An 18,536-nucleotide genomic window follows, 5' to 3' on the forward strand; every position below is an offset into this window, starting at 1 on the left:
TAATACGCACACCGGAGATCCGGCGTGTATTCCGATTCGGAAGTCGATTAATAAGCCGGATCGACGTTCGTTTCTTTCGGCGGCGCGCCGGCGCGCGGTCCGTGGTGGCCATCCGCACTGGTGGGTCAGACCGCCGCGATGTATCGCACCGACGAGTCCGGGTCGCGGCTACCGGTCGAGCGCCGAGAACGGCTCGTCGAGTAGCAGGACGAACGGGTCGTACGCCAGCCCGCGCGCGAGCGACACGCGCTGGGCCATCCCGCCGGAGAGCTCGTCCGGGCGGCTCTCGGCGAACCCGTCGAGCCCGACCGTCTCGATCAGGTCGTCGACGCGGTCGCGGGCGGCCGAACGCCCGGGGTCGACGGCGGCGACCGAGAGAGTCGGCTCGCCGGTTACATACCCATGTCGGCGGCGGCGTCCGGCACCGGGAGGTCGGGGACGGCGACGCCGAGCAGCTCTGCGGCGTGATCGAGCGCCATGTCGAACCCGTAGTAGCGCTCCAGTTCGTCGCCGTCCGGGCCGGTACGCACCTTCAGCATGGCGTACCCGTCGGCGTTCTGTGCGACCGTCGCCTCGCGGCCGTCCCGCGAGAAGGTGAGCAGGCGCTCGCCGTCGATCTCCTCGTACATCGCCTCGATGCCGTTCGCCGACGCGGCCTCCGTGTCGGTCATACGAACGGTACGGGCCGATCCCTGTCGAACCTGTCGGTCGCCGATGCTGGGTCCGGGCGATCCGTGTCCCGCTACCGCGGGTCCCAGCCGTGGAACTCGGCCCCCGACTCCAGTTCGAGGTCGAACGCGTCGATCAGCCCGCCGAGCGCATCGTAGCCGCGGGCGATCGCGGCGACGCCGACGATGGTCGCGTCGTCGTACAGCGCCGCGGTCTCGTCGTGCGCGACGGCGTCCACCTCGCCGCGGACGACGGCCAGCGCGTACTCGACGAGGGTCGTCTCCGCGTCGTCAAGGGGCGCGAGATTTCCCGTCCCGAGCGCCGCGATCTCGTCGTCGCCGACCCCGGCGTCGCGGGCGATGTTGACGTGCTGGTGCCACTCGTACCGGTTTCCAATCTCGCTCGTGACCGCGAGGACGACGAGCTCGCGTTCCCGGTCGGTGAGCCCGCTGTGGGCCCACAGCGACCCGAGGAACGAGCGGAGCCCCGCCAGCACCTCCGGGTTGTTGCCGATCGATGGTACGCGTGGAGCGGCTTCTCCTGAAGCGACGACTCCAGGAGCTCCTCGTACTCGTCCGGCACGTCCGACGCCTCGGCGTAGGGAACGCGAGCCATGGCCGTCGCTCGCGGCGGCGGGCCATAGGTGTACGTGTCCCGGTTCGGTTCGCCAATTCGAGACCGAACCGCTCCGTGACGGTCCGCGATGGCAAGCTTAAGGGACGCCACGCGCCTAGCGACGGCAATGAGTACAGAGGTGACCCGGCGGCGGGCGTGGGTGATCGCCGCCCGCCCGCAGACGCTCCCGGCCGCGGCCGCGCCGGTGATCGTCGGCGTCGGACTGGCGCTCGCGGACGGCGTGTTCGCCCCGCTGCCCGCGCTGGCAGCGCTCGTCGGCGCGGCGCTGATCCAGGTCGGCACGAACTTCGCAAACGACTACTACGACGCAATTCAGGGCGCCGACACCGACGACCGCGAGGGGTTCACCCGCGTCGTCGCGAGCGGCCTCATCGAACCGGCTGAAGTGAAGCGAGCGATGTGGCTGACGTTCGCGGCCGCGATCGGCGTCGGGACGTACCTCGTCGCGGTCGGCGGCGTCCCCATCCTCGTGATCGGGCTCGCCTCCGTGGCGGCCGGGATCGCCTACACCGGCGGCCCGTACCCGCTCGGCTACCACGGGCTCGGCGACCTCTTCGTGTTCGTCTTCTTCGGCGTGATCGCGGTGACCGGGACGTACTACGTCCAGGCCGCCGCGCTGCTCTCCGGGTGGTTCCCGGTCGGGATCCCCGGCGGCACCGTCACGCTCGCGGCGGTCGTCGCGAGCCTCCCGATCGCTGCGCTGTCGACGAACATCCTCGTCGTCAACAACCTCCGCGACCGCGAGGAGGACGCCTCGACCGGCAAGCGCACGCTCGCGGTCCGGTTCGGCTACCGGTTCGCCAGGGCCGAGTACCTCGCGATGCTCGCCGTCGCGTACCTCGTCCCCGTCTGGTTCGTCGCGCGCGGCGACAGCCTCGCGACGCTGCTCCCCCTCGTCACCCTCCCGCTCGCGGCGGCCGTCGCGCGGACGGTGCTGACAGAGACTGCCGGCGAGGCGCTCAATCCCGCGCTCGAGTCGACCGGGAAACTGCTCGCGGCGTACGCCGTCGCGTTCGCGATCGGACTGGCGCTGTGACCGACGACGACCCCCCGAGCGATGGCGATAGCGGCGAGCTCCGGACGGTCCGACGCCGCCCGTTCGCGCTCGACCTGACCCGACCGCTCGGTACCGCCCGCGGCGACATCGACCGTCGAGAGGGGTTCGTGGTCACGGTCGACCCCGCCGGGAACGGCTCCGAAGCAGTCGGCGTCGGCGAGGCGACGCCGCTTCCGGGGTGGACGGAGTCGTACGAGGACTGCGGCGCGGAGCTCGATGCGGTCGGCCACGGCGACGGGAGCGATGCGCTGCGCGCGGAGTCGACGCCCGCGGCCCGGCACGGCGTCTCCCTTGCGCTCGCAGACGCCGCGGCCCGCGAAGCGGGGCGGTCACTCGCGGAGCGGCTCGCGAACGAGGCCGACGTCGGCGCGTCGCCCGCGGACGCGGTCCCGGTGAACGCGACCGTCGGAGACGGGTCAGCGGCGGAGACCGCCGCCGCGGCGGCGCAGGCCGTCGACGAGGGCTTCGACTGCCTCAAGCTGAAGGTCGGAGCTCGCGACGTCGAGGGTGACGTCGAGCGCGTCCGCGCGGTCAGGGAGGCGGTGGGCGACGCCGTCTCGCTCCGCGCCGACGCGAACGGCGCGTGGGACCGGGAGGCGGCGCGCTGCGCGCTCGACGCGCTGGCCGCGTTCGACCTCGCGTACGTCGAGCAGCCGCTTCCGGTGGACGACCTCGACGGGCTGGCGGCGCTCCGCGGCGAGGCGCGCGGCGGGGCGGTCCCCGTCGCGGCCGACGAGTCGGTCGCGGCCCGCGGGATCGACGCGGTCCTAGAGGCGGACGCCGCTGACGCGGTCGTCCTCAAGCCGATGGCGCTCGGCGGCCCCGATCGCGCGCTGGCGGCCGCTCTGCGGGCGCGATCGGCCGGCGTCGACCCGGTCGTCACCACCACCGTCGACGCCGTCGTCGCGCGGACCGCCGCCGTCCACGTCGCGGCCGCGATCCCCGAGGTGTCGCCGTGCGGACTCGCGACCGGGACGCTGCTCGACGAGGACCTCGCGCCGGACCCCTGCCCGATCGACGACGGTCGGATGGCGGTCCCGACCGGGCCGGGACTCGCGGGCGGCGCGTTCGACGACCTCCGGCGCGAGTGAGGCGGCCGCGACTTCGGCTCACCCCCCGTCGGGGACGACCTCGACGCTGCCGCGCATCCCACGCGTCTGGTGCGGTGTACAGAGGTACTCGTGAGTGCCGGGTTCCTCGAACGCGCGCTCGAAAGAACTGTCCGCCCCGGCGAGGATGTCGGACGCGAACGAGCCGTCGACGGCGTACACGTCGTGACCGCCGCCGCGCCCGGTCCACTCCCAGACGATCGTCGTCCCGGCGTCGACCCGGACGTGTGCCGGCGCGTACGAGAACCCACCGTCTGCGCCGACGGCGACCGTGACGCTCGTTTCGCCGGTCAGGTCGACTCGTTCGTCGTCCGCCGCCCCTCCGCCGTCCGTCCCCGCGTCCGGAAGGACCGAGCCGAGGCAGCCGGCGAGCGCGGCGGCGGTCCCGGTGCCGGCGGCGGCGAGCAGGGCGCGGCGACTCTTGTCTCTCATAGCCGAACGGAGGTGCTTCGTCGTATAAACCTCACCGCGTCGCGGCTGGATCACAACCGCGCGGCTGGCCGGACGGGAGCAGCGGCTCCGGTGACTCCGCGGGCGGCGGGGGACGGACTTTTTACCGCGACCGTCGAACGAAGCCGTATGAGCGAGTGGACCGACGCCATCGTCGGCGAGCGGATGACCGTCGACAACCAGTTCAACGAGCGCGTCGCCGCGTCGCGTTTCTCCAGTCAGGAGTGGGGACTGATCATGACGGCGACCGAGTTCGAGATCGAGAACGCCGACGACGCCGAGGCCGCCCGCGTCGTCGCGGACACGTCGAGCCTCCCGGCGATCATGCCCGAACTGGAGAACCTGCGCTCGCAGATGGCGGGGATGGGCGGTGCGCCTGGCGGGGGCGACGCCGGCGGGTCGAGCGGCGGCGTCGTCGACTCGATCAAGGGCGCGCTCGGACTCGGCGGCGGCGGGGGCGGCGGCCCTTCGGACGAGGAGTTGGAGGCGGCGGAGCGACTGGTCCAAGAGTACGCCGACGAGCTACAGGCCCACCTCGAAGAAGTCGGGAAGTGGGATCAGGTCCGCGTCGCGTATCAGGAGTAGGGCCGAGCCCTTTCGATCGGGAGCTTCGCTCAACCGCCTATTTGACGTCGCTGCCGCGGAACAGCGTCAGCTCCTCCGCCTCGTAGATGTTGATCAGTTCGGTCACGATCTCGTCGTACTCCTCGTCGTCGACTCGGAGCGCGTCGAGCCGCTCGACGGTCTCCTCGTCGAGGTGGATCTGTGGCATGAGTCGCCGTTCGTCGCCGGCTGATAAAAATTCGGTGGGGCGTGAGACGGTGTGGAGGACAGGCGGTTAGTCTTTACAGCGCGGCCCGTCCCGAGACGCGATCGAATCGGCGTCGGACTGTCCCGCTTCGGCTATTTCGGATAGGTCCGCTGCCGAAAGGTCGTCGCTCCAAAGAACGATGTCGTTCGGGAACCGAAGGACGGGCGACTTCTCTTCGTGTAGCTCGAGCATGTGTGGAGTGTCCGCCACGCCGGCCTCGATTCTCGTCCCCACCAGCGTGGACTTCGTGTCACTGAAGAGTTTAATCATCCTGAACTCACCGCCGCTCAACACATCAGTCGAGACCAGTGACTGGACGGACACGCGGAACGAGTCGTCAGAGAGCGGTCGACACGCGTACAGCTGCGTCGCGTGCCCCCGATCGGTGGCAACGGCGGTCGCCGGATCGCCCGCGTATCGGACGTCCACGCCCTCGTCGGAAGTCGCCAGCTGACTGGCGGTACCGACCGGATATCCGGCGCTGAGAAGACCGATCAGGGTTCGAATCCGATCCGCTGAGACGCGACCGTCCGCGAGGACGGCGCTCACCCCACCGCGGTCGATGGCGTCGACGCCGACGGCGGTGTCCACCGAGTCCTCGAACACCGTGAGCGCGGGGGCTCCGTCTCTGGTGGGTTCTCCGGAACGCGACGCACAGTCGACACCGCCGACCGAGTCAAGCACGTCGCTTCGAACCTCGGCGCCGCAGTAGGCGATGTCGAGTTCGGAATCGGACAGGGTTTCGGCGACTAACTCCGGAGACGGAGCGGCGAGCACCGAGAGGGACCCGACCCCGTCGAGGTTCGCCGGTTCGGAAAGCGACGCTCGAACGGTTTGAGCTCGCTCAGGGTCGCCTATCAGGAGCGCGACTGCGACGCTTCCCCGCTCCGGGACCCCTCTTCGGAGCCGATTCTCGTACGCCGTCGGCGTGAGCGCCGACGCGCCTGCCCGTAGCGGCTCCGTGTCGGGACTTGGAACGCCGCTCATCTGCTCCCGTTCCGGAGTCATCACCGAGCGCGGTTCCCCGTCGGCGGTTGTTGCGCCCGACCGCTCGATGTCCTGCGGATCCGTCGGTGGCTGTGGCGACGTCGCAACGGCCATCGATTCGTCCGGTTGTAGGTGGTCCGTACGACCGCGAACGCGGACTGGCGCAAGGAAGTGCGCGAGGTGCGAGAGCAGTTCCGCGGCCGCGGGCGCGGGGCGGAGGACTGCCTCTGTCGGCCACGCGGGTAGATACGAGTTGACCGTCTCGTGGTCGACCTCCAAGTACTCCATCAGCCGCTCGCTCATCGTCCGGTCGGTGAGGTTCGGCGGATAGAAGGGGAGGGTCGGCCCGACCTCTTCGTAGGCGTAGCGGTCCGACGGGACGTACCCCTCAGTCCGGGCGAGCGTATCGAGGAAGAACCACGTCTCGAACAGTTCGATGACGCGCTCTTCGAGGGCTCGTCCCTCGGTCGGAAGCCGCTCCTCATACCCGGTGTCCAGTCGGATCGCCGGGGCGTCGCCGGTCGTCATCCGAGCGCCGAGGTAGTACGACAGCGTCGAGAGTCGGTACACGTCCGCGTACGTCGGCCGGACCACGACCTCGACGCCGGTGTCGGGGACGGTAAGCGGGCTGGGGATGTCGAGGGAGTCGCCGCGCTCAATGCGCGGCGGGTAGCCGCGGAGGGTCGGCCACGAGCGCTCGGGCGTGAACTCCTTCATCGACGACCCGAGGACGGACACCGCCTCCGTCAGCGCGGCCGGGTCGTCGGGGACCGTGATCGTCGCCTCGGGGCGGGTGTGGAGCGACCGCCCGCCGACCGAGACGGTTCGGGAGCGATCGAACGACAGTGTGACGGGGTCGGGTCCGGCAGCGCCGGCGGCCGACACTTCGACATCAGTCACCCGGATCAGCGCCTTCGTCGCGCCGTTCACCTCGATACAGTACGAACCGCGCGGGAGGTCCATCGGCTCGTCGAGGCGTGCGACGTGGTCGCCGTCGACGTCCCGGACGACGATCGACGCGTACTCGGGGATCTCCAGCGACTCGGCCTCGAAGCTGACGGCTCGGTCGATCGGGGACGGGAACAGTTCCGGGAGCGCCGGCGAGAGGTCCGGGTCGACGTCGGTGCGGAGTCGGAGCTCCTCGCCCTCGATGGCGTCGCGCACCGTCAGCGTCGCGCCGTCGACTTCGAACTCGACGCGTCCGTCAGACAACCCGTCTATCACTGAACTTTCCTGATTGGCCTACACGTATGAGGCTGTTGGTAAGTACCGGGATTCGAGACGCTGACACGTGTGTTGTCTACCGTCACGGAACTCCGGACGGCGTCTCTGACAACAATCTTAACATCGGCCGGGCCCGGAACGAAATCATGAACGGCGTCGAGTCCGGGCCGATCGATCGCGCTCTCGCCGCGGCGTTTCCGGACCGCTCCGTCGAGCGGCTGATCGGCGTCGGCCCCTCGTGGAACGGGGCCAACGAGACCATCGGCGTCGCCTTCGCCGACGGCGGCCGGGCGTATCTCAAGATCGCGCTCGCGGACGAGAGCCACCGGCTCGCGCGGGAGTGCGCAGTCCTCCGGTACCTCCGCGCGTACGGCCCTCTTCCGGTGCCCGAGGTGCTGGCGGCGGACCCGGACGGGGAGCCGGCGTACCTCGCGACCGCGCCGGCCCCCGGTCGCGAACTGCTGGAGGTATACGAGGCCGCGGACGACGCGGAACGCGAGCGCCTGCTCCGGCGGGCCGGCGGCGCCCTCGCGGCGCTCCACGCCGACCGTTTCGCGGGCCACGGCGAGATCGTCGGCACGGGCCGAGAGACCGGAAGCGCGGCGACGGAAGCGGGGGGCGGCGAAGTCGCGCGTGAGGAGGGCGACTCCGCGGCCGGTCTCTCGATCGAGTTCGCGTCTTGGACGGACGTGCTCCTCACGACGGTCGAGCGGACGCGGGAGATCGGAACCTCCGATCGGCTCGCGGACCACTACGACGCGGTCGTCGACTGCGTCCGCGCGAACCGAGACCTGCTCGACGGCGCGCCGGCCGCGCTGCTCCACGGCGACATCGCAAAGCCCAACCTCTTCGTCGACGGCGACGCCGTGGCGGCGATCGATTGGGAGCTGTCCCACGTCGGCGACCCCGCCCGGGACTTGGTGCGCGCGGAGGACCAACTGCTCAACGGCTTCGACTCGACCGGGCCGGAGCGATTCGCCGCGGCCCTCCGGGCGGGCTACCGCGAGCGCGCCGGCGGACTCCCGGCGGGGTTCGAACGTCGACGGCCGGTGTACGAAGTCGTCAGAATGCTCGGGCGATCGGGCTTCGTCGACCAGTGGACGACGTACCTCGACGAGCCCCTCGACGCGCTGGTCGAGCGGGCGGACACCGAACTGCGGGCGCGACTCGACGCCGCCTGAACGGGGGGACGGAGCGACGGCCGCGCGCCGTCAGCGGCTCCACGCCGCGTCATCGGGGTCGATCTGGCGCTCGCCGGGATCGAGCGCGTCGATCGCGTCGAGGTCGTCGGCCGGGAGGTCCACGTCGACCGCGCTGAGGTTCTCCTGGACGTGGGCGCCCCGCGCCTTCGGGATCGGCACGATCCCGCGGTCGACCGCCCACGCGAGCGCGACGACCGCCGGCGAGTAGTTGTTCCGTCCGGCGATCTCGGCGATCGCCGCGTCGTCGAGGATCGCGCCGCGCCCGAGCGGGGAGTAGCCGACGAAGTCGTGGTCGAACTCCGCGGCGAGGTCGCGGAGCGCGGGCTGTCGGAACCGCGGGTGGCACTCGACTTGGTGGGCCGCGATCGGCGCGTCGAGGATCTCGCGCGCCTCGCGGAGCAGGTCGGGGGTGAAGTTCGAGACGCCGACGTGGTCGGTCACGCCGGCGTCGCGGAGGTCGTCGAACGCGGGCAGCGTCGCCGCGGCGTCGTACGCCCGGATCGGCCAGTGGACGTACAGGAGGTCGACGCGGTCGAGGCCGAGCCGGTCGAGGCTCTCGTGCGCCGTCTCCCGCACGTCCTCGGGCGAGAGGTTCTCGGGGTGGACCTTCGTGGCGACGACCACGTCGTCGCGGTCGACGTCGCTCGCGGCGATCCCCTCGCCGACGGCCGCCTCGTTGTCGTACATCTGCGCGGTGTCGACGTGACGGTAGCCGGCCTCGAGCGCCGCGGCGACGGTGTCGGTACAGGTCTCGGGGTCGTCGAGCCCGGAGGTTCCGAGCCCGATCGACAGGTCCAGCGGTGGCACGGGGGTCTGTTGCGAGCGCGGGGTGAAAAAGGCGCGCGAGCCGGCACGCCGCGATCCGCCGTCCCGCCCCGCAATCTTAATTTGTCGCTCCCGTAGGAATCGTCGATGGTCACCGATCCCGCGCTCTCCACGGCTCCCGAACCGGTCCCGCTCGGCGGGCTCTCCGAGCCGATTCTCGTCGACCCGGGAGCGCGACTGCTGGGAGACGTGGTCCGGGCGTACCGCGAGGTCGCCCCGGCGCTCGTCGAACCGTGCCTCGCCAGCGGGAACGGCCGCGACGGCGGCGACGACAGCGGCGACGGCGGAGGCAGCGACGGTCCGACGGCGGCGGACGAGCTCCCGACGCTGCGGGTGTTCGCGGGGGAGTCCGCGATTGAGACCGCGACCGCGGGGTTCCGGGCGGCGAGCCGGCTCGCGGCGCTGCTCGACGCCGACGTCGTCGACCTCCGCGTCCTTGACGCGCCGCAGCCCAACGCGGCGCTGGCGGGGACCGATACCGGATACGCGTTGCTACGAGGCAGGAACGGCGACGGGCGGTGGCTCCGCGTCGGCGACGACGCCACGCTTCGCGGGCGGTACGCTTCCGAGTTCGCGGACGCTGACCGGTACCGGCTCCGGACGCCGAGCCGACGGCGGGTGTACGAGGGGTTCGCGACGCGGTGCGACGAGTCGGTTGCCGCCGCGGTGCTCCGCGCGCTCGACCTGCCCGCCGCACCGGAGGATGCCGGTGATTCGGCGGGTGCCGCTGATTCGACGGAATACGGCGACGCGAAGAGTCCGCCAGCCGGTCCAGACCCAGAGCAGACTCGCATCCGCGCCTACGCGGTCGGCGCGCGCGAGGGCGTCCTCGACCGCACCCTCCGGCGGGCCTGCGAGGACGCTGGACTCGGGAGTCCCTCGACGTTCACGCGGATAAAACGGCTCCTGCGGGAGGCCGATCTGATCGAGACGACCCCCGAACCGCAGACGGTGGGGCGGCCGCGGGAGCGGCTCGTGGCGCGCGGCGCGCTCGCGGCGGCCGAGACGCCGGCAGAGACGGTTGCGGCAGTGGAGGGCGTCGCGGACTGACGCGGACCGAGCGACCAGAACGGTCGCCGGGCGTCAGTCGTCTTTCGTCTTGATGTCCGCGGAGAGGCCCTGCGCCATCTCGATCTCCTTGGAGTTGTTCAGCGTCCACGCGGTGCGGTCGGTGACGGCCTCGATCGCCTCGCGGGCGGAGGGGTAGCCGTTACCGGACTTCTTGACGCCGCCGAAGGGGAGCTGGACCTCCGCGCCGATACACGGGAGGTTGCCGTACGCCAGTCCCAGCTCGGCGCGGTCGCGGTAGTAGTTGATCTGCCGGTAGTCCTCGGAGATGACCGCGCCGGCGAGCCCGTACTCGACGTCGTTCTGGATCTCGACCGCGCGCTCGATGCCGCCCTCGTACTCGAGGAGGGCGACGTGAGGGCCGAACACCTCCTCGTGGGTACACCGGAGGTCGGCGTCGGGGTCCGCCTCGTAGACGAACGGCCCGACCCAGTGGCCGTCATCGTGGCCGTCGGGGATCTCGTGGTCGTCGAGCTCGGTCCGGTCGACGAGGACGTTCACGTCCTCCTCGCGGGCGAGCTCGTTGTACTCGGTCACCTTCTCGACGTGCTCCGGCTCGATGAGCGGCCCCATGAACGTCTCCTCGTCGAGCGGGTCGCCGACCGCGACCGACTCCGCGACCTCGACGAACCGCTCTTTGAACTCGTCGTACACGTCCGTGTGGACGATCAGGCGCTCGGAGGAGACGCAGCGCTGCCCCGTCGTCTTGAACGAGGACATCACCGCCGAGTGGACGGCGGTGTCGAGGTCCGCCTTGTCGGTGATCACGATCGCGTTCTTCCCGCCCATCTCGCAGGCGGCGCGCTTGCCGGCGACGCCGCCGAGCTTGTCCTGGATGTGGTGGCCGACCTCCGCGGAGCCGGTGAAAAGCACCGTCGAGACGTCGTCGTTCTCGACGATCGCGTTGCCCGCGTCGCCGAACCCTTGGACCATGTTGAACACGCCGTCCGGGATGCCGGCGTCGTCGAACATCTCCGCGACGATCTGCGCGCACCACGGCGTCTGCTCCGCGGGCTTGAACACGACGGTGTTCCCCTCGACCAGCGCGATGGCCATGTGCCAGTACGGGATCGCGACCGGGAAGTTCCACGGCGTGATACAGCCGGTGACGCCGCGGGGCGACCGCCGCATGTACGCGTCCTTCGAGGGGATCTCCGACGGGACGATGTCGCCTTTGGGGTGTCGGGCGTCCCCCGCGGCCCACTCGACCATGTGCGCGGCCTCGACCACGTCGGCTTTCCCCTCGCTGATCTCCTTGCCGCACTCCTTCGAGACGATCGCACCGAGCTCGTCGGTCCGGTCCCGGAGCTCGTGGTAGACGTCCCAGAGGTACTCGGCGCGCTGGATCCGGGAGAGCTCTCGCCACTCCTCGAACGCCTCGTCCGCGGCGTCGACCGCGCGGTCAACGTCGTCCGGCGTCCCGCGGTGGAACTCGCCGAGCGTCTCTCCGGTCGCGGGGCTCTCGCTCTCGAACGTCTCGGAGCCGTCGCCGTCGACCCACTCGCCGTCGATGTAGTGTCGGTAGGGCTGCGCCATGTACGGCGGTTGTCGTCGCCCGTCCAAATAACCCACCCTACCATGGTCGGCAGGGTCTTTGTGATGGAGTACCAAGCATACACCACAATGGCGACGACCGACGCCGAAGGGGCGAACGAGTGGGCTGGGACCCGGCTCACGCTGGACCTCTGGCATCCGAACTGCTGGGCGATCGAGGCGACGGAACGGACCGACGGCGGCGTGCTCGCGCATGCCATCTACAACTCGCCGCGGACCGAGACCGACGCGCCCAACTCCGTGAACGGCCTCTTCACGGCGTTCGGAGAGACGAACGAGGACGTCGAGGCGCTGCTCGACGCGATCCGCGAGTCCGACCGCGCGGGGAACCTCTTAGAGCTACAGGAACGGTTCGGGCGCGCCCGCGACGCGCCGGGCAACGTCGTCCGAGAGTTCTTCTTGGAGTACGACCCGGCCGACATGGTCTGTCCGACGCTGCTGGAGCACGGCTTCGTCCACAGCGCGCCGGTCAGGATCGAGAACGGGCGAGAGGAGTGGCAGGTGTGCTTCGTCGGCGAGCGGACGGACATCCGAGAGTCGCTCGACGCGGTCCAAGAGACGTCCGGCGCGGAGGTGTCCGTCGAGTCGATGTCGTCGTCGGGCCACGCCGGCCGCACCCCCCGCGAGCACCGGCTCGACACGCTGACCACGACCCAGCGAAAGGTGTTCGAACACGCCCGCGAAGCCGGCTACTACGAATGGCCCCGGGAGGCCTCGACCCGCGAGCTGGCCGACGACATGGACGTCTCGAAGACGACGCTGCTCGAACACCTCCGGAAGGCAGAGTCGAAGCTGTTGGACCCGTGAGCGCCGCGGCGAGTAGATCCGCGAGCGCGGCCCGGGGTCAGTTCCCGACGATGGCCCGCAGCGCGAACAGCGCGTTCGACTTCCGCTCCCTGACCCGCCGGTAGAAGTAGGAGAACCACTTGGAACCGTAGGGGATGTACTGATACACCGCCACGTCGTCGTTCGCCGCGAGGTCGAACTGCGCCGACTCGCGGACCCCCGTCAGCATCTGGACCTCGTAGGGCGTCCCGTGTTCGGCGTACAGTTCCTCTGCGTACTCGATCATGGCGGGGTCGTGGCTCCCGACGGCGACGCCGTCGTCGAACGCCTCGAACATGTACGCGAGGCAGTCCCGGTACGACTCGTCGACGCGCGCCTTCTCCTTGTACGAGAGCTCCGCGGGCTCGTCGTACGCGCCCTTGACCAGGCGGACCTTCCCGGGGAGCTCAGCCAGCCGTTCGAGGTCGTCGTGGGTCCGCTTCAGGTTCGCCTGGACGCAGACCCCGACGTTGCCGTCGGTGCCGAGGGCGTGCCGCTCGAAGGCGTCGAGCGTCACGTCTGTCGTCTCGTGGTCCTCCATGTCGATCCAGACGAAGGTCCCCGTCCCGTCCGCGCCGGTCGCCGCGGAGTCGTTGGCCGCCGCGACGATACGCGCGAGGTTCTCCTGAAACACGTCGTCGCCGATGTCGAGGCCGATCTGGCTCGACTTGACGGAGACGCAGGCGTCGACGTCGCGCTCGGCGATCGCCTCGACGAGGTCGACGTACGCGTCCGCGTCCGCGTCGGCGGGCGGCCGCTCCTCGTAGTGCTCACCGAGGAGATTCAGGATGCCGGCCACACCGCGGTCGTTGAGCGCCTCGACGTGCGCGAGCGCCGCCTCCGGGGTCTCCCCGGCGACGAAATTGCTCGCGATGGGCGGTATCATACGAACAGTTCGAGCCGGGACCGGTATATATCCGCACCCGACCAATTCTTTCAGTTTCAACCAGTCGTAAAAAGACGCGACCGTCTCTGCTCCCGGGCTCGACGGCTCGCGTCCGCCGAACCGACCATGGACGGGTCGGGATTGAGATGCCCAGATGTGTTCGGAATAATCGGATAAACATGTCACGAGATACCACGGACGTGGCTGACCGGCGAACGCTTCTGAAACTGACCGGCGGCGCGGGGCTCGTCGCCCTGTCGGGCTGTCTCAGCACGACCGACGACGGTGGTGACGGCGACGACGGCAGTGACGGCAGCGACGGCGGAGACGGCGACGACGGGATGGACGGCGACGACGGCAGCGACGGGGGCGACACGACCGAGGCGTTCCAGATCGGGATGGTCGACTCGCAGACCGGGTCGCTGTCGGCGTTCGGCGAGCGGAACCAGCGCGGGGTCAACCTCGCCCTGTCGCGCGTCAACGAGGTCGGCATCGACGGACGCGAACTCGACATCGTCGTCGAGGACTCCGAGAGCGAGAACCAGGGCGGGATCGCGGCCGCCCAGAAGCTCGTCAACCAGGACGGCGTCCCGTTCCTCATCGGCGCGGTCGGGTCCGGCGTCTCGCTGGCGATCTACGAGAGCGTCGTCGAGGGGAACGACGTCGTCCAGTTGAGCCAGAACTCCACCGGGCTCAACCTCACCGAATTCCCGGGGCTGCTCCGGATGTCGCCGTCCGGCCGCAGCCAGTCGCTCGCGCTCTCGAACATCATTGCCGACGACGGCTACGACGAGGTGGCGGTCACCTACGTCAACAACGACTACGGGCAGAGCCTCACCGACGCGTTCGTCGACGCCTACGACGGCGACGTCGTCTACAACACGCCCCACGACCAGGACCAGCAGTCGTACTCCGGCGTCATCTCGGAGATGAACGGCTCCGGCGCGGACGCGTGGTTGTTCGTCACCTACCAGGCCGAGTTCGCCACGATGGTCAACGAGGTGTTCTCCTCGGGCTACGAGGCGCAGTTCTACGGCGCCGACTCCGTCTCCGGGGACAACGTCTTGGAGAACACCCCCGAGGGGAGCATCGACGGGATGAAGATTGTCGTCCCCTCGGCCCCGGTCGAGGAGGAGAACTACCAGTCGTTCGCCGAAGACTTCGCAGCGGAGTACGACCGCCAGCCGACCTCATGGGCGGCGTACGCGTACGACTGCGTGATCAACGCCGCGCTCGCGATCCAGGCGGCCGACGAGTTCACGGGCGCGGCGCTCAACGACACCGTCCGGCGCGTCTCCGGACCGGAGGGCGAGACCGTGACGTCGTTCGCGGCCGCGAGCGAGATCCTCGCCGACGGCGGCGGCCCCGACGACGTCGACTACCAGGGGGTCAGCGGTCCCATCGACTTCAACGAGGACGGCGACCCGGTCGGCTTCCTGCAGGTCCTCGAGGTACAGGACCACGAGTACGAAGGCATCGACTTCGTCGAAGGCTAACCCGGTCCGATGACCGTCATCGGATACCTAGCCAACGGGCTGGTCTTTAGCAGCATCATCGTCCTCGGGAGCATCGGGCTGTCGCTCGTGTACAGCATCGCCGACTTCGCGAACTTCGCCCACGGCGACACGATGACGATCGGGGCGTACACTGCGCTCGTGACGTTCGGCGCTATCGGCGGGCTCGGCGGCGCGGTGCTGGGGCTCCCGTACGGGTTCTTCGTCGCGCTCGTCGTCGGCATCGCCGCGGCCGCCGCGGTCGCGGTGATCACCGAGCGGGTGATCTACGAGCCGCTCGACGTCGACTCGATCGGTCTGCTGATCACGTCGATCGGGATCGCGTTCGTCTACCGGGCGCTGATCCAGATCCGGTTCGGCTCCGACTTCACGCGGTTCGACATCCAGCCGCTGCGGCCGATCGAGGCGCTGGTGCCGTACGGCGTGCGGGTGACGCTCCACGACGTGGCGATCGTGGTCTCGGCCGCGGTGCTCGTGGTCGGGCTCCACGTGCTGCTCCAGTACACTGATCTCGGCCGGAAGATGCGCGCGATGGCCGATAACCCCGACCTCGCCCGGGTCAGCGGCATCCGGACGCGGCGCGTCAAGCTCTGGACGTGGGTCATCGGCGCCGGTCTCGCCGGCGCCGGCGGCGTGTTCCTCGGGCTGTTCAACCAGCTCTCGCCGCGGATGGGCTTCAACCTGCTCCTGGTCATCTTCGCGGCGGTGATCCTGGGCGGGATCGGCTCCGTCTACGGCGCGATGGCGGGCGGTTTCATCATCGGTATGATAAATCAACTCACACCGTTCTTCTCCGACGTGGTCGAGGCGCTGCCGATCTGGCCGGGGTGGCTCGCGCGCCTCCTCGAGAGCCTGGTCAGCATCGAGTACGCGAACGCCATCGCGTTCGTGATCATGGTCGCCGTGCTGCTCGTCCGGCCGAACGGGATCGCCGGGGAGGGGGCGACGTGAGCGCCCTCACCGATCCGCGGGGCGCGGTCGAAGAACTGACCCGCCCGGAGGGGTGGGTGTTGGGCGTCAGCGTCGCGTTCCTGCTCTTCCTCCTCGCCGCGCTGCTCACCGGCGCGCTCGGGCCGACGTACTTCCTGTTCCTCGTCGGCCTCGCGGGGATGTACGCCCTACTGTCGTTCGGGCTGAACTCGCAGTGGGGGTTCGCCGGGCTGATCAACTTCAGCGTCGCTGCCTTCTTCGGCGTCGGCGCGTACGGTGCGGCGCTGTTCACCGCGAGCGGGTCGCCGCTCGTGGAGCTGTTCGAGGGGGTCCCGCTCCTCTCCTCGCTGCTCGGGCTCCCGATCGTCGGGCTCGTCGTCGGGCTCGCCGTGGCGTTCGTGCTGGCGATACTGATCGGCATCCCGACGCTCCGGCTCCGGGCGGACTACCTCGCCATCGCGTCGCTGGGGCTCGCGGAGGTCGTCCGGCTGATCGTGTTGAACGAGCGGTGGCTGACCAACGGCAGCGCCGGCGTCCGCGGCATCCCCGGCTTCTTCGCCGGGTGGCCGGTGCTTGGGACGTTCCCAGAGGCGATGCCGGGGCTCCGCCTGGAGGTCGTTCCGGGCTCGCCCGTGCTCTTGGAGACGGCGTTCTGGCGCGCATCGCTGAACGTCCTGCTGGTGCTGGCGTTCGCGGGCGGCGTCTACTTCGTCCTCCGGCGCGCACACCGGTCGCCGTGGGGGCGCGTGCTCCGCACGATCCGGTCCGACGAGGACCTCGCGCGGGCGCTGGGGAAAGACACCTACTCGTTCAAGATGCAATCGTTCGTCCTCGGCAGCCTGATCATGGCGCTGGCGGGCGTGTTCTACACCCACCTGAACCTCTACGTCGGGCCGGGCGACCTAGACCCGATCACGACGTTCTACGCCTGGGTCGCCGTGATCCTCGGCGGCAGCGGCTCGAACCGCGGGGCGCTGTTCGGCGGCATCGTCATCGTCACGATCCGGGAAGGGACGCGGTTCCTCAACGACGTGGCGCTGCCGATCGACCCCGCGCCGCTCCGACTGCTGCTGATCGGGGTCGTGATCATCGCCGTGATGCGTTACCGGCCGCAGGGGGTCCTCCCCCCGCAGCGCGAGCTGATCTGGCCGAGCGCGGTCGACGGCGGTGGGGCGCCGGACTCACCCGATAGCGGTGTCCGCGAGCAGAAAGGGGGTGGTGGCGATGAGTGAGGGCGCACTCGCCAAGCAGGACCCGGTCCTCGCGGTCGACGACCTCCAGAAGTCGTTCGGGGGACTCGCAGCGACCGACCACGCGACGTTCGGCGTCGAGCGCGGCACCATCACCGGGCTCATCGGCCCCAACGGGGCCGGGAAGTCCACGCTGTTCAACCTCATCTCCGGCTTCTACGAGCCGGACGGCGGCACCGTCAAGGTGAACGGGACGGACGTGACCGGCATGGAGCCGTACGAGGTCGCCGACTACGGGCTCATCCGGACGTTTCAGACGCCGCGCAAGCTGGAGGGGATGACGGTCCGCGAGGCGATGCTGGTCGGGCCGCGCGAGCAGCCCGGTGAGTCGTTCCGGAAGCTGTTCACCTCGCCCGGGACGGTCGCCGAGAGCGAGTCGGCGAACCTCGCCGAGGCGGAGCGGATCCTGGCGGAGTTCGAGATCGATCACCTCGCGACCCAGCCCGCGACCGACATCTCGGGCGGGCAGATGAAGCTGGTCGAACTCGCGCGGGCGATGCTCGCCGAGCCGGAGGTGCTGCTGCTCGACGAGCCGGTGGCTGGGGTGAATCCGACGCTCGCGAAGAAGCTGAAGACGCAGATCCGACGGCTCAACGAGCAGGAGACGACGTTCCTGCTCATCGAGCACGACATGGAGTTCGTGATGGACCTGGCGGACCCGGTCGTCGTCTTGGACCAGGGGCACGTCCTCACCGAAGGGACCCCCGAGGAGGTCCGGAACGACGACCGCGTCATCGACGCGTACCTCGGAGGCGGCGCATGAGCGACGACACCACCCGGCCCGCGGGGGCCACCGACGGAGCCGATCCGGTGCTCTCGCTGTCGGGCGTCGACAGCGGGTACGGCGAGGTACAGGTGCTCGACGACTGCTCGATCCGGCTCGACCCGGGCGAGATCGTCTGTCTCGTCGGCCCGAACGGGGCCGGGAAGTCGACGGTACTCAAGACCGCCTTCGGGATGTTGACTCCGTGGACCGGCACGGTCGCCTACCACGGCCGCAACATCGGCGGGATGGCGCCCGAAGAGATCGTCCGCGAGGGGATCGGCTACGTCCCCCAGACCGACAACGTGTTCGGCTCGCTGACGATCGACGAGAACCTCCGCATGGGCGGCGTGGCCCGTGAAGGCGGCCTCGAAGCGGTCATCGAGACACTGTACGACCGGTTCCCGATCATCGAGGAGAAGCGGAGCGCGAAGGCGAAGACGCTCTCCGGCGGCCAGCGACAGGTGCTGGCGTTCGCCCGGGCGCTGGTGATGGAGCCCGACGTGCTCCTGATCGACGAGCCCTCGGCGGGGCTCGCGCCGAACACCGCCGACGACGTGTTCGAGGACGTGAAGGAGGTCAACGACATGGAGACGGCGATCCTCATGGTCGAGCAGAACGTGACGAAGGGGCTCGGCATCTCCGACCGCGGCTACGTGCTCGACCAGGGGACCGTCCGGTTCGAGGGGACGCCCGAGGAGCTGTTGAACGACGAGGAAGTCTCGCAGCTGTACCTCGGCGGCTGAGTCGAGTCCGCCCTCGCTCGACGCTCTTTC

19 protein-coding genes and 1 pseudogene are annotated in these 18,536 nt (G+C 69.8%); 11 read left to right on the top strand and 9 right to left on the bottom strand.

Annotated features, from left to right (window positions below):
- Nucleotides 1-171: 171 nt before the first annotated feature.
- From ABNG04_RS11235 to ABNG04_RS11245, 3 genes and pseudogenes are all read right to left on the bottom strand, one after another.
- Nucleotides 172-363, bottom strand: a pseudogene (locus ABNG04_RS11235) (ATP-binding cassette domain-containing protein); the annotation flags it as partial.
- 29 nt (nucleotides 364-392) lie between these two features.
- Entirely contained in the window at nucleotides 393-671 is a 279-nt protein-coding gene (locus ABNG04_RS11240) for a DUF7111 family protein (RefSeq protein WP_371162506.1), read from the bottom strand.
- Nucleotides 672-742: 71 nt separating this feature from the next.
- Nucleotides 743-1,165, bottom strand: coding sequence for a carboxymuconolactone decarboxylase family protein (locus tag ABNG04_RS11245; RefSeq protein WP_371162507.1), 423 nt, complete (start codon nucleotides 1,163-1,165; stop codon nucleotides 743-745).
- A 246-nt stretch (nucleotides 1,166-1,411) separates the two neighbouring features.
- Here ABNG04_RS11245 and ABNG04_RS11250 point away from each other — a divergent pair, with 246 nt between their 5' ends.
- Nucleotides 1,412-2,341, top strand: coding sequence for a 1,4-dihydroxy-2-naphthoate polyprenyltransferase (locus ABNG04_RS11250; RefSeq protein WP_371162508.1), 930 nt, complete (start codon nucleotides 1,412-1,414; stop codon nucleotides 2,339-2,341).
- Nucleotides 2,338-3,453: a mandelate racemase/muconate lactonizing enzyme family protein gene (locus ABNG04_RS11255; protein WP_371162509.1), complete on the top strand. Its 1,116-nt coding sequence runs from the start codon at nucleotides 2,338-2,340 to the stop codon at nucleotides 3,451-3,453. Before ABNG04_RS11250 ends, ABNG04_RS11255 begins: the two co-directional genes overlap by 4 nt.
- Nucleotides 3,454-3,471: 18 nt before the next feature.
- Here the strand turns inward: ABNG04_RS11255 and ABNG04_RS11260 are convergent, their stop codons facing one another.
- Nucleotides 3,472-3,903, bottom strand: coding sequence for a halocyanin domain-containing protein (locus ABNG04_RS11260; protein ID WP_371162510.1), 432 nt, complete (start codon nucleotides 3,901-3,903; stop codon nucleotides 3,472-3,474).
- Nucleotides 3,904-4,050: 147 nt separating this feature from the next.
- On the opposite strand from ABNG04_RS11260, the gene ABNG04_RS11265 reads away from it, so the two are divergent.
- A complete protein-coding gene (locus ABNG04_RS11265) occupies nucleotides 4,051-4,506 on the top strand; it encodes a DUF5799 family protein (RefSeq protein WP_371162511.1) in 456 nt (151 codons plus the stop codon).
- Between the two features lie 37 nt (nucleotides 4,507-4,543).
- Here ABNG04_RS11265 and ABNG04_RS11270 read toward each other — a convergent pair whose 3' ends face one another.
- Both ABNG04_RS11270 and ABNG04_RS11275 read right to left on the bottom strand, forming a co-directional pair.
- Entirely contained in the window at nucleotides 4,544-4,693 is a 150-nt protein-coding gene (locus tag ABNG04_RS11270; protein ID WP_371162512.1) for a DUF7557 family protein, read from the bottom strand.
- A gap of 66 nt (nucleotides 4,694-4,759) precedes the next feature.
- The gene (locus ABNG04_RS11275; protein WP_371162513.1) at nucleotides 4,760-6,943 is read right to left on the bottom strand and encodes a hypothetical protein; all 2,184 of its coding nucleotides are present in this window, start codon (nucleotides 6,941-6,943) and stop codon (nucleotides 4,760-4,762) included.
- 146 nt (nucleotides 6,944-7,089) lie between these two features.
- Here ABNG04_RS11275 and ABNG04_RS11280 point away from each other — a divergent pair, with 146 nt between their 5' ends.
- The gene (locus ABNG04_RS11280) at nucleotides 7,090-8,124 is read left to right on the top strand and encodes a phosphotransferase family protein (RefSeq protein ID WP_371162514.1); all 1,035 of its coding nucleotides are present in this window, start codon (nucleotides 7,090-7,092) and stop codon (nucleotides 8,122-8,124) included.
- A gap of 30 nt (nucleotides 8,125-8,154) precedes the next feature.
- Here ABNG04_RS11280 and ABNG04_RS11285 read toward each other — a convergent pair whose 3' ends face one another.
- The gene (locus tag ABNG04_RS11285) at nucleotides 8,155-8,952 is read right to left on the bottom strand and encodes an aldo/keto reductase (protein ID WP_371162515.1); all 798 of its coding nucleotides are present in this window, start codon (nucleotides 8,950-8,952) and stop codon (nucleotides 8,155-8,157) included.
- Between the two features lie 105 nt (nucleotides 8,953-9,057).
- Between ABNG04_RS11285 and ABNG04_RS11290 the strand changes: the two genes are divergently transcribed.
- A complete protein-coding gene (locus ABNG04_RS11290) occupies nucleotides 9,058-10,020 on the top strand; it encodes a transcriptional regulator TbsP domain-containing protein (RefSeq protein WP_371162516.1) in 963 nt (320 codons plus the stop codon).
- Nucleotides 10,021-10,053: 33 nt separating this feature from the next.
- Here ABNG04_RS11290 and ABNG04_RS11295 read toward each other — a convergent pair whose 3' ends face one another.
- Nucleotides 10,054-11,574, bottom strand: a complete 1,521-nt coding sequence (locus ABNG04_RS11295) for an aldehyde dehydrogenase family protein (protein WP_371162517.1) — start codon at nucleotides 11,572-11,574, stop codon at nucleotides 10,054-10,056.
- Between the two features lie 87 nt (nucleotides 11,575-11,661).
- On the opposite strand from ABNG04_RS11295, the gene ABNG04_RS11300 reads away from it, so the two are divergent.
- Nucleotides 11,662-12,399, top strand: coding sequence for a helix-turn-helix domain-containing protein (locus ABNG04_RS11300; protein ID WP_371162681.1), 738 nt, complete (start codon nucleotides 11,662-11,664; stop codon nucleotides 12,397-12,399).
- 37 nt (nucleotides 12,400-12,436) lie between these two features.
- On the opposite strand, the gene ABNG04_RS11305 is transcribed toward ABNG04_RS11300, so the two are convergent.
- On the bottom strand, nucleotides 12,437-13,303 hold the full coding sequence (locus ABNG04_RS11305) for a proline dehydrogenase family protein (protein WP_371162518.1): 867 nt from the start codon (nucleotides 13,301-13,303) through the stop codon (nucleotides 12,437-12,439).
- Between the two features lie 179 nt (nucleotides 13,304-13,482).
- Between ABNG04_RS11305 and ABNG04_RS11310 the strand changes: the two genes are divergently transcribed.
- Genes ABNG04_RS11310 through ABNG04_RS11330 form a run of 5 tightly spaced genes read left to right on the top strand, consistent with a single transcriptional unit; the run spans nucleotide 13,483 to nucleotide 18,506 of the window.
- Nucleotides 13,483-14,799 (top strand): ABC transporter substrate-binding protein, encoded by a 1,317-nt coding sequence (locus ABNG04_RS11310; RefSeq protein WP_371162519.1) that lies wholly within the window; start codon nucleotides 13,483-13,485, stop codon nucleotides 14,797-14,799.
- A 9-nt stretch (nucleotides 14,800-14,808) separates the two neighbouring features.
- Nucleotides 14,809-15,768 carry a branched-chain amino acid ABC transporter permease gene (locus tag ABNG04_RS11315; RefSeq protein WP_371162520.1) on the top strand — a complete coding sequence of 320 codons (960 nt, stop codon included), beginning with the start codon at nucleotides 14,809-14,811 and terminating at the stop codon, nucleotides 15,766-15,768.
- On the top strand, nucleotides 15,765-16,979 hold the full coding sequence (locus ABNG04_RS11320; RefSeq protein WP_371162521.1) for a branched-chain amino acid ABC transporter permease: 1,215 nt from the start codon (nucleotides 15,765-15,767) through the stop codon (nucleotides 16,977-16,979). The genes ABNG04_RS11315 and ABNG04_RS11320 overlap by 4 nt, the downstream gene beginning before the upstream one ends.
- The gene (locus tag ABNG04_RS11325; protein ID WP_371162522.1) at nucleotides 16,972-17,760 is read left to right on the top strand and encodes an ABC transporter ATP-binding protein; all 789 of its coding nucleotides are present in this window, start codon (nucleotides 16,972-16,974) and stop codon (nucleotides 17,758-17,760) included. Before ABNG04_RS11320 ends, ABNG04_RS11325 begins: the two co-directional genes overlap by 8 nt.
- Nucleotides 17,757-18,506, top strand: coding sequence for an ABC transporter ATP-binding protein (locus ABNG04_RS11330; protein WP_371162523.1), 750 nt, complete (start codon nucleotides 17,757-17,759; stop codon nucleotides 18,504-18,506). Before ABNG04_RS11325 ends, ABNG04_RS11330 begins: the two co-directional genes overlap by 4 nt.
- The last annotated feature ends 30 nt before the right edge of the window (nucleotides 18,507-18,536 follow it).

It is taken from the genome of Halorubrum miltondacostae (assembly GCF_041379815.1).
Lineage (GTDB): Archaea > Halobacteriota > Halobacteria > Halobacteriales > Haloferacaceae > Halorubrum > Halorubrum miltondacostae.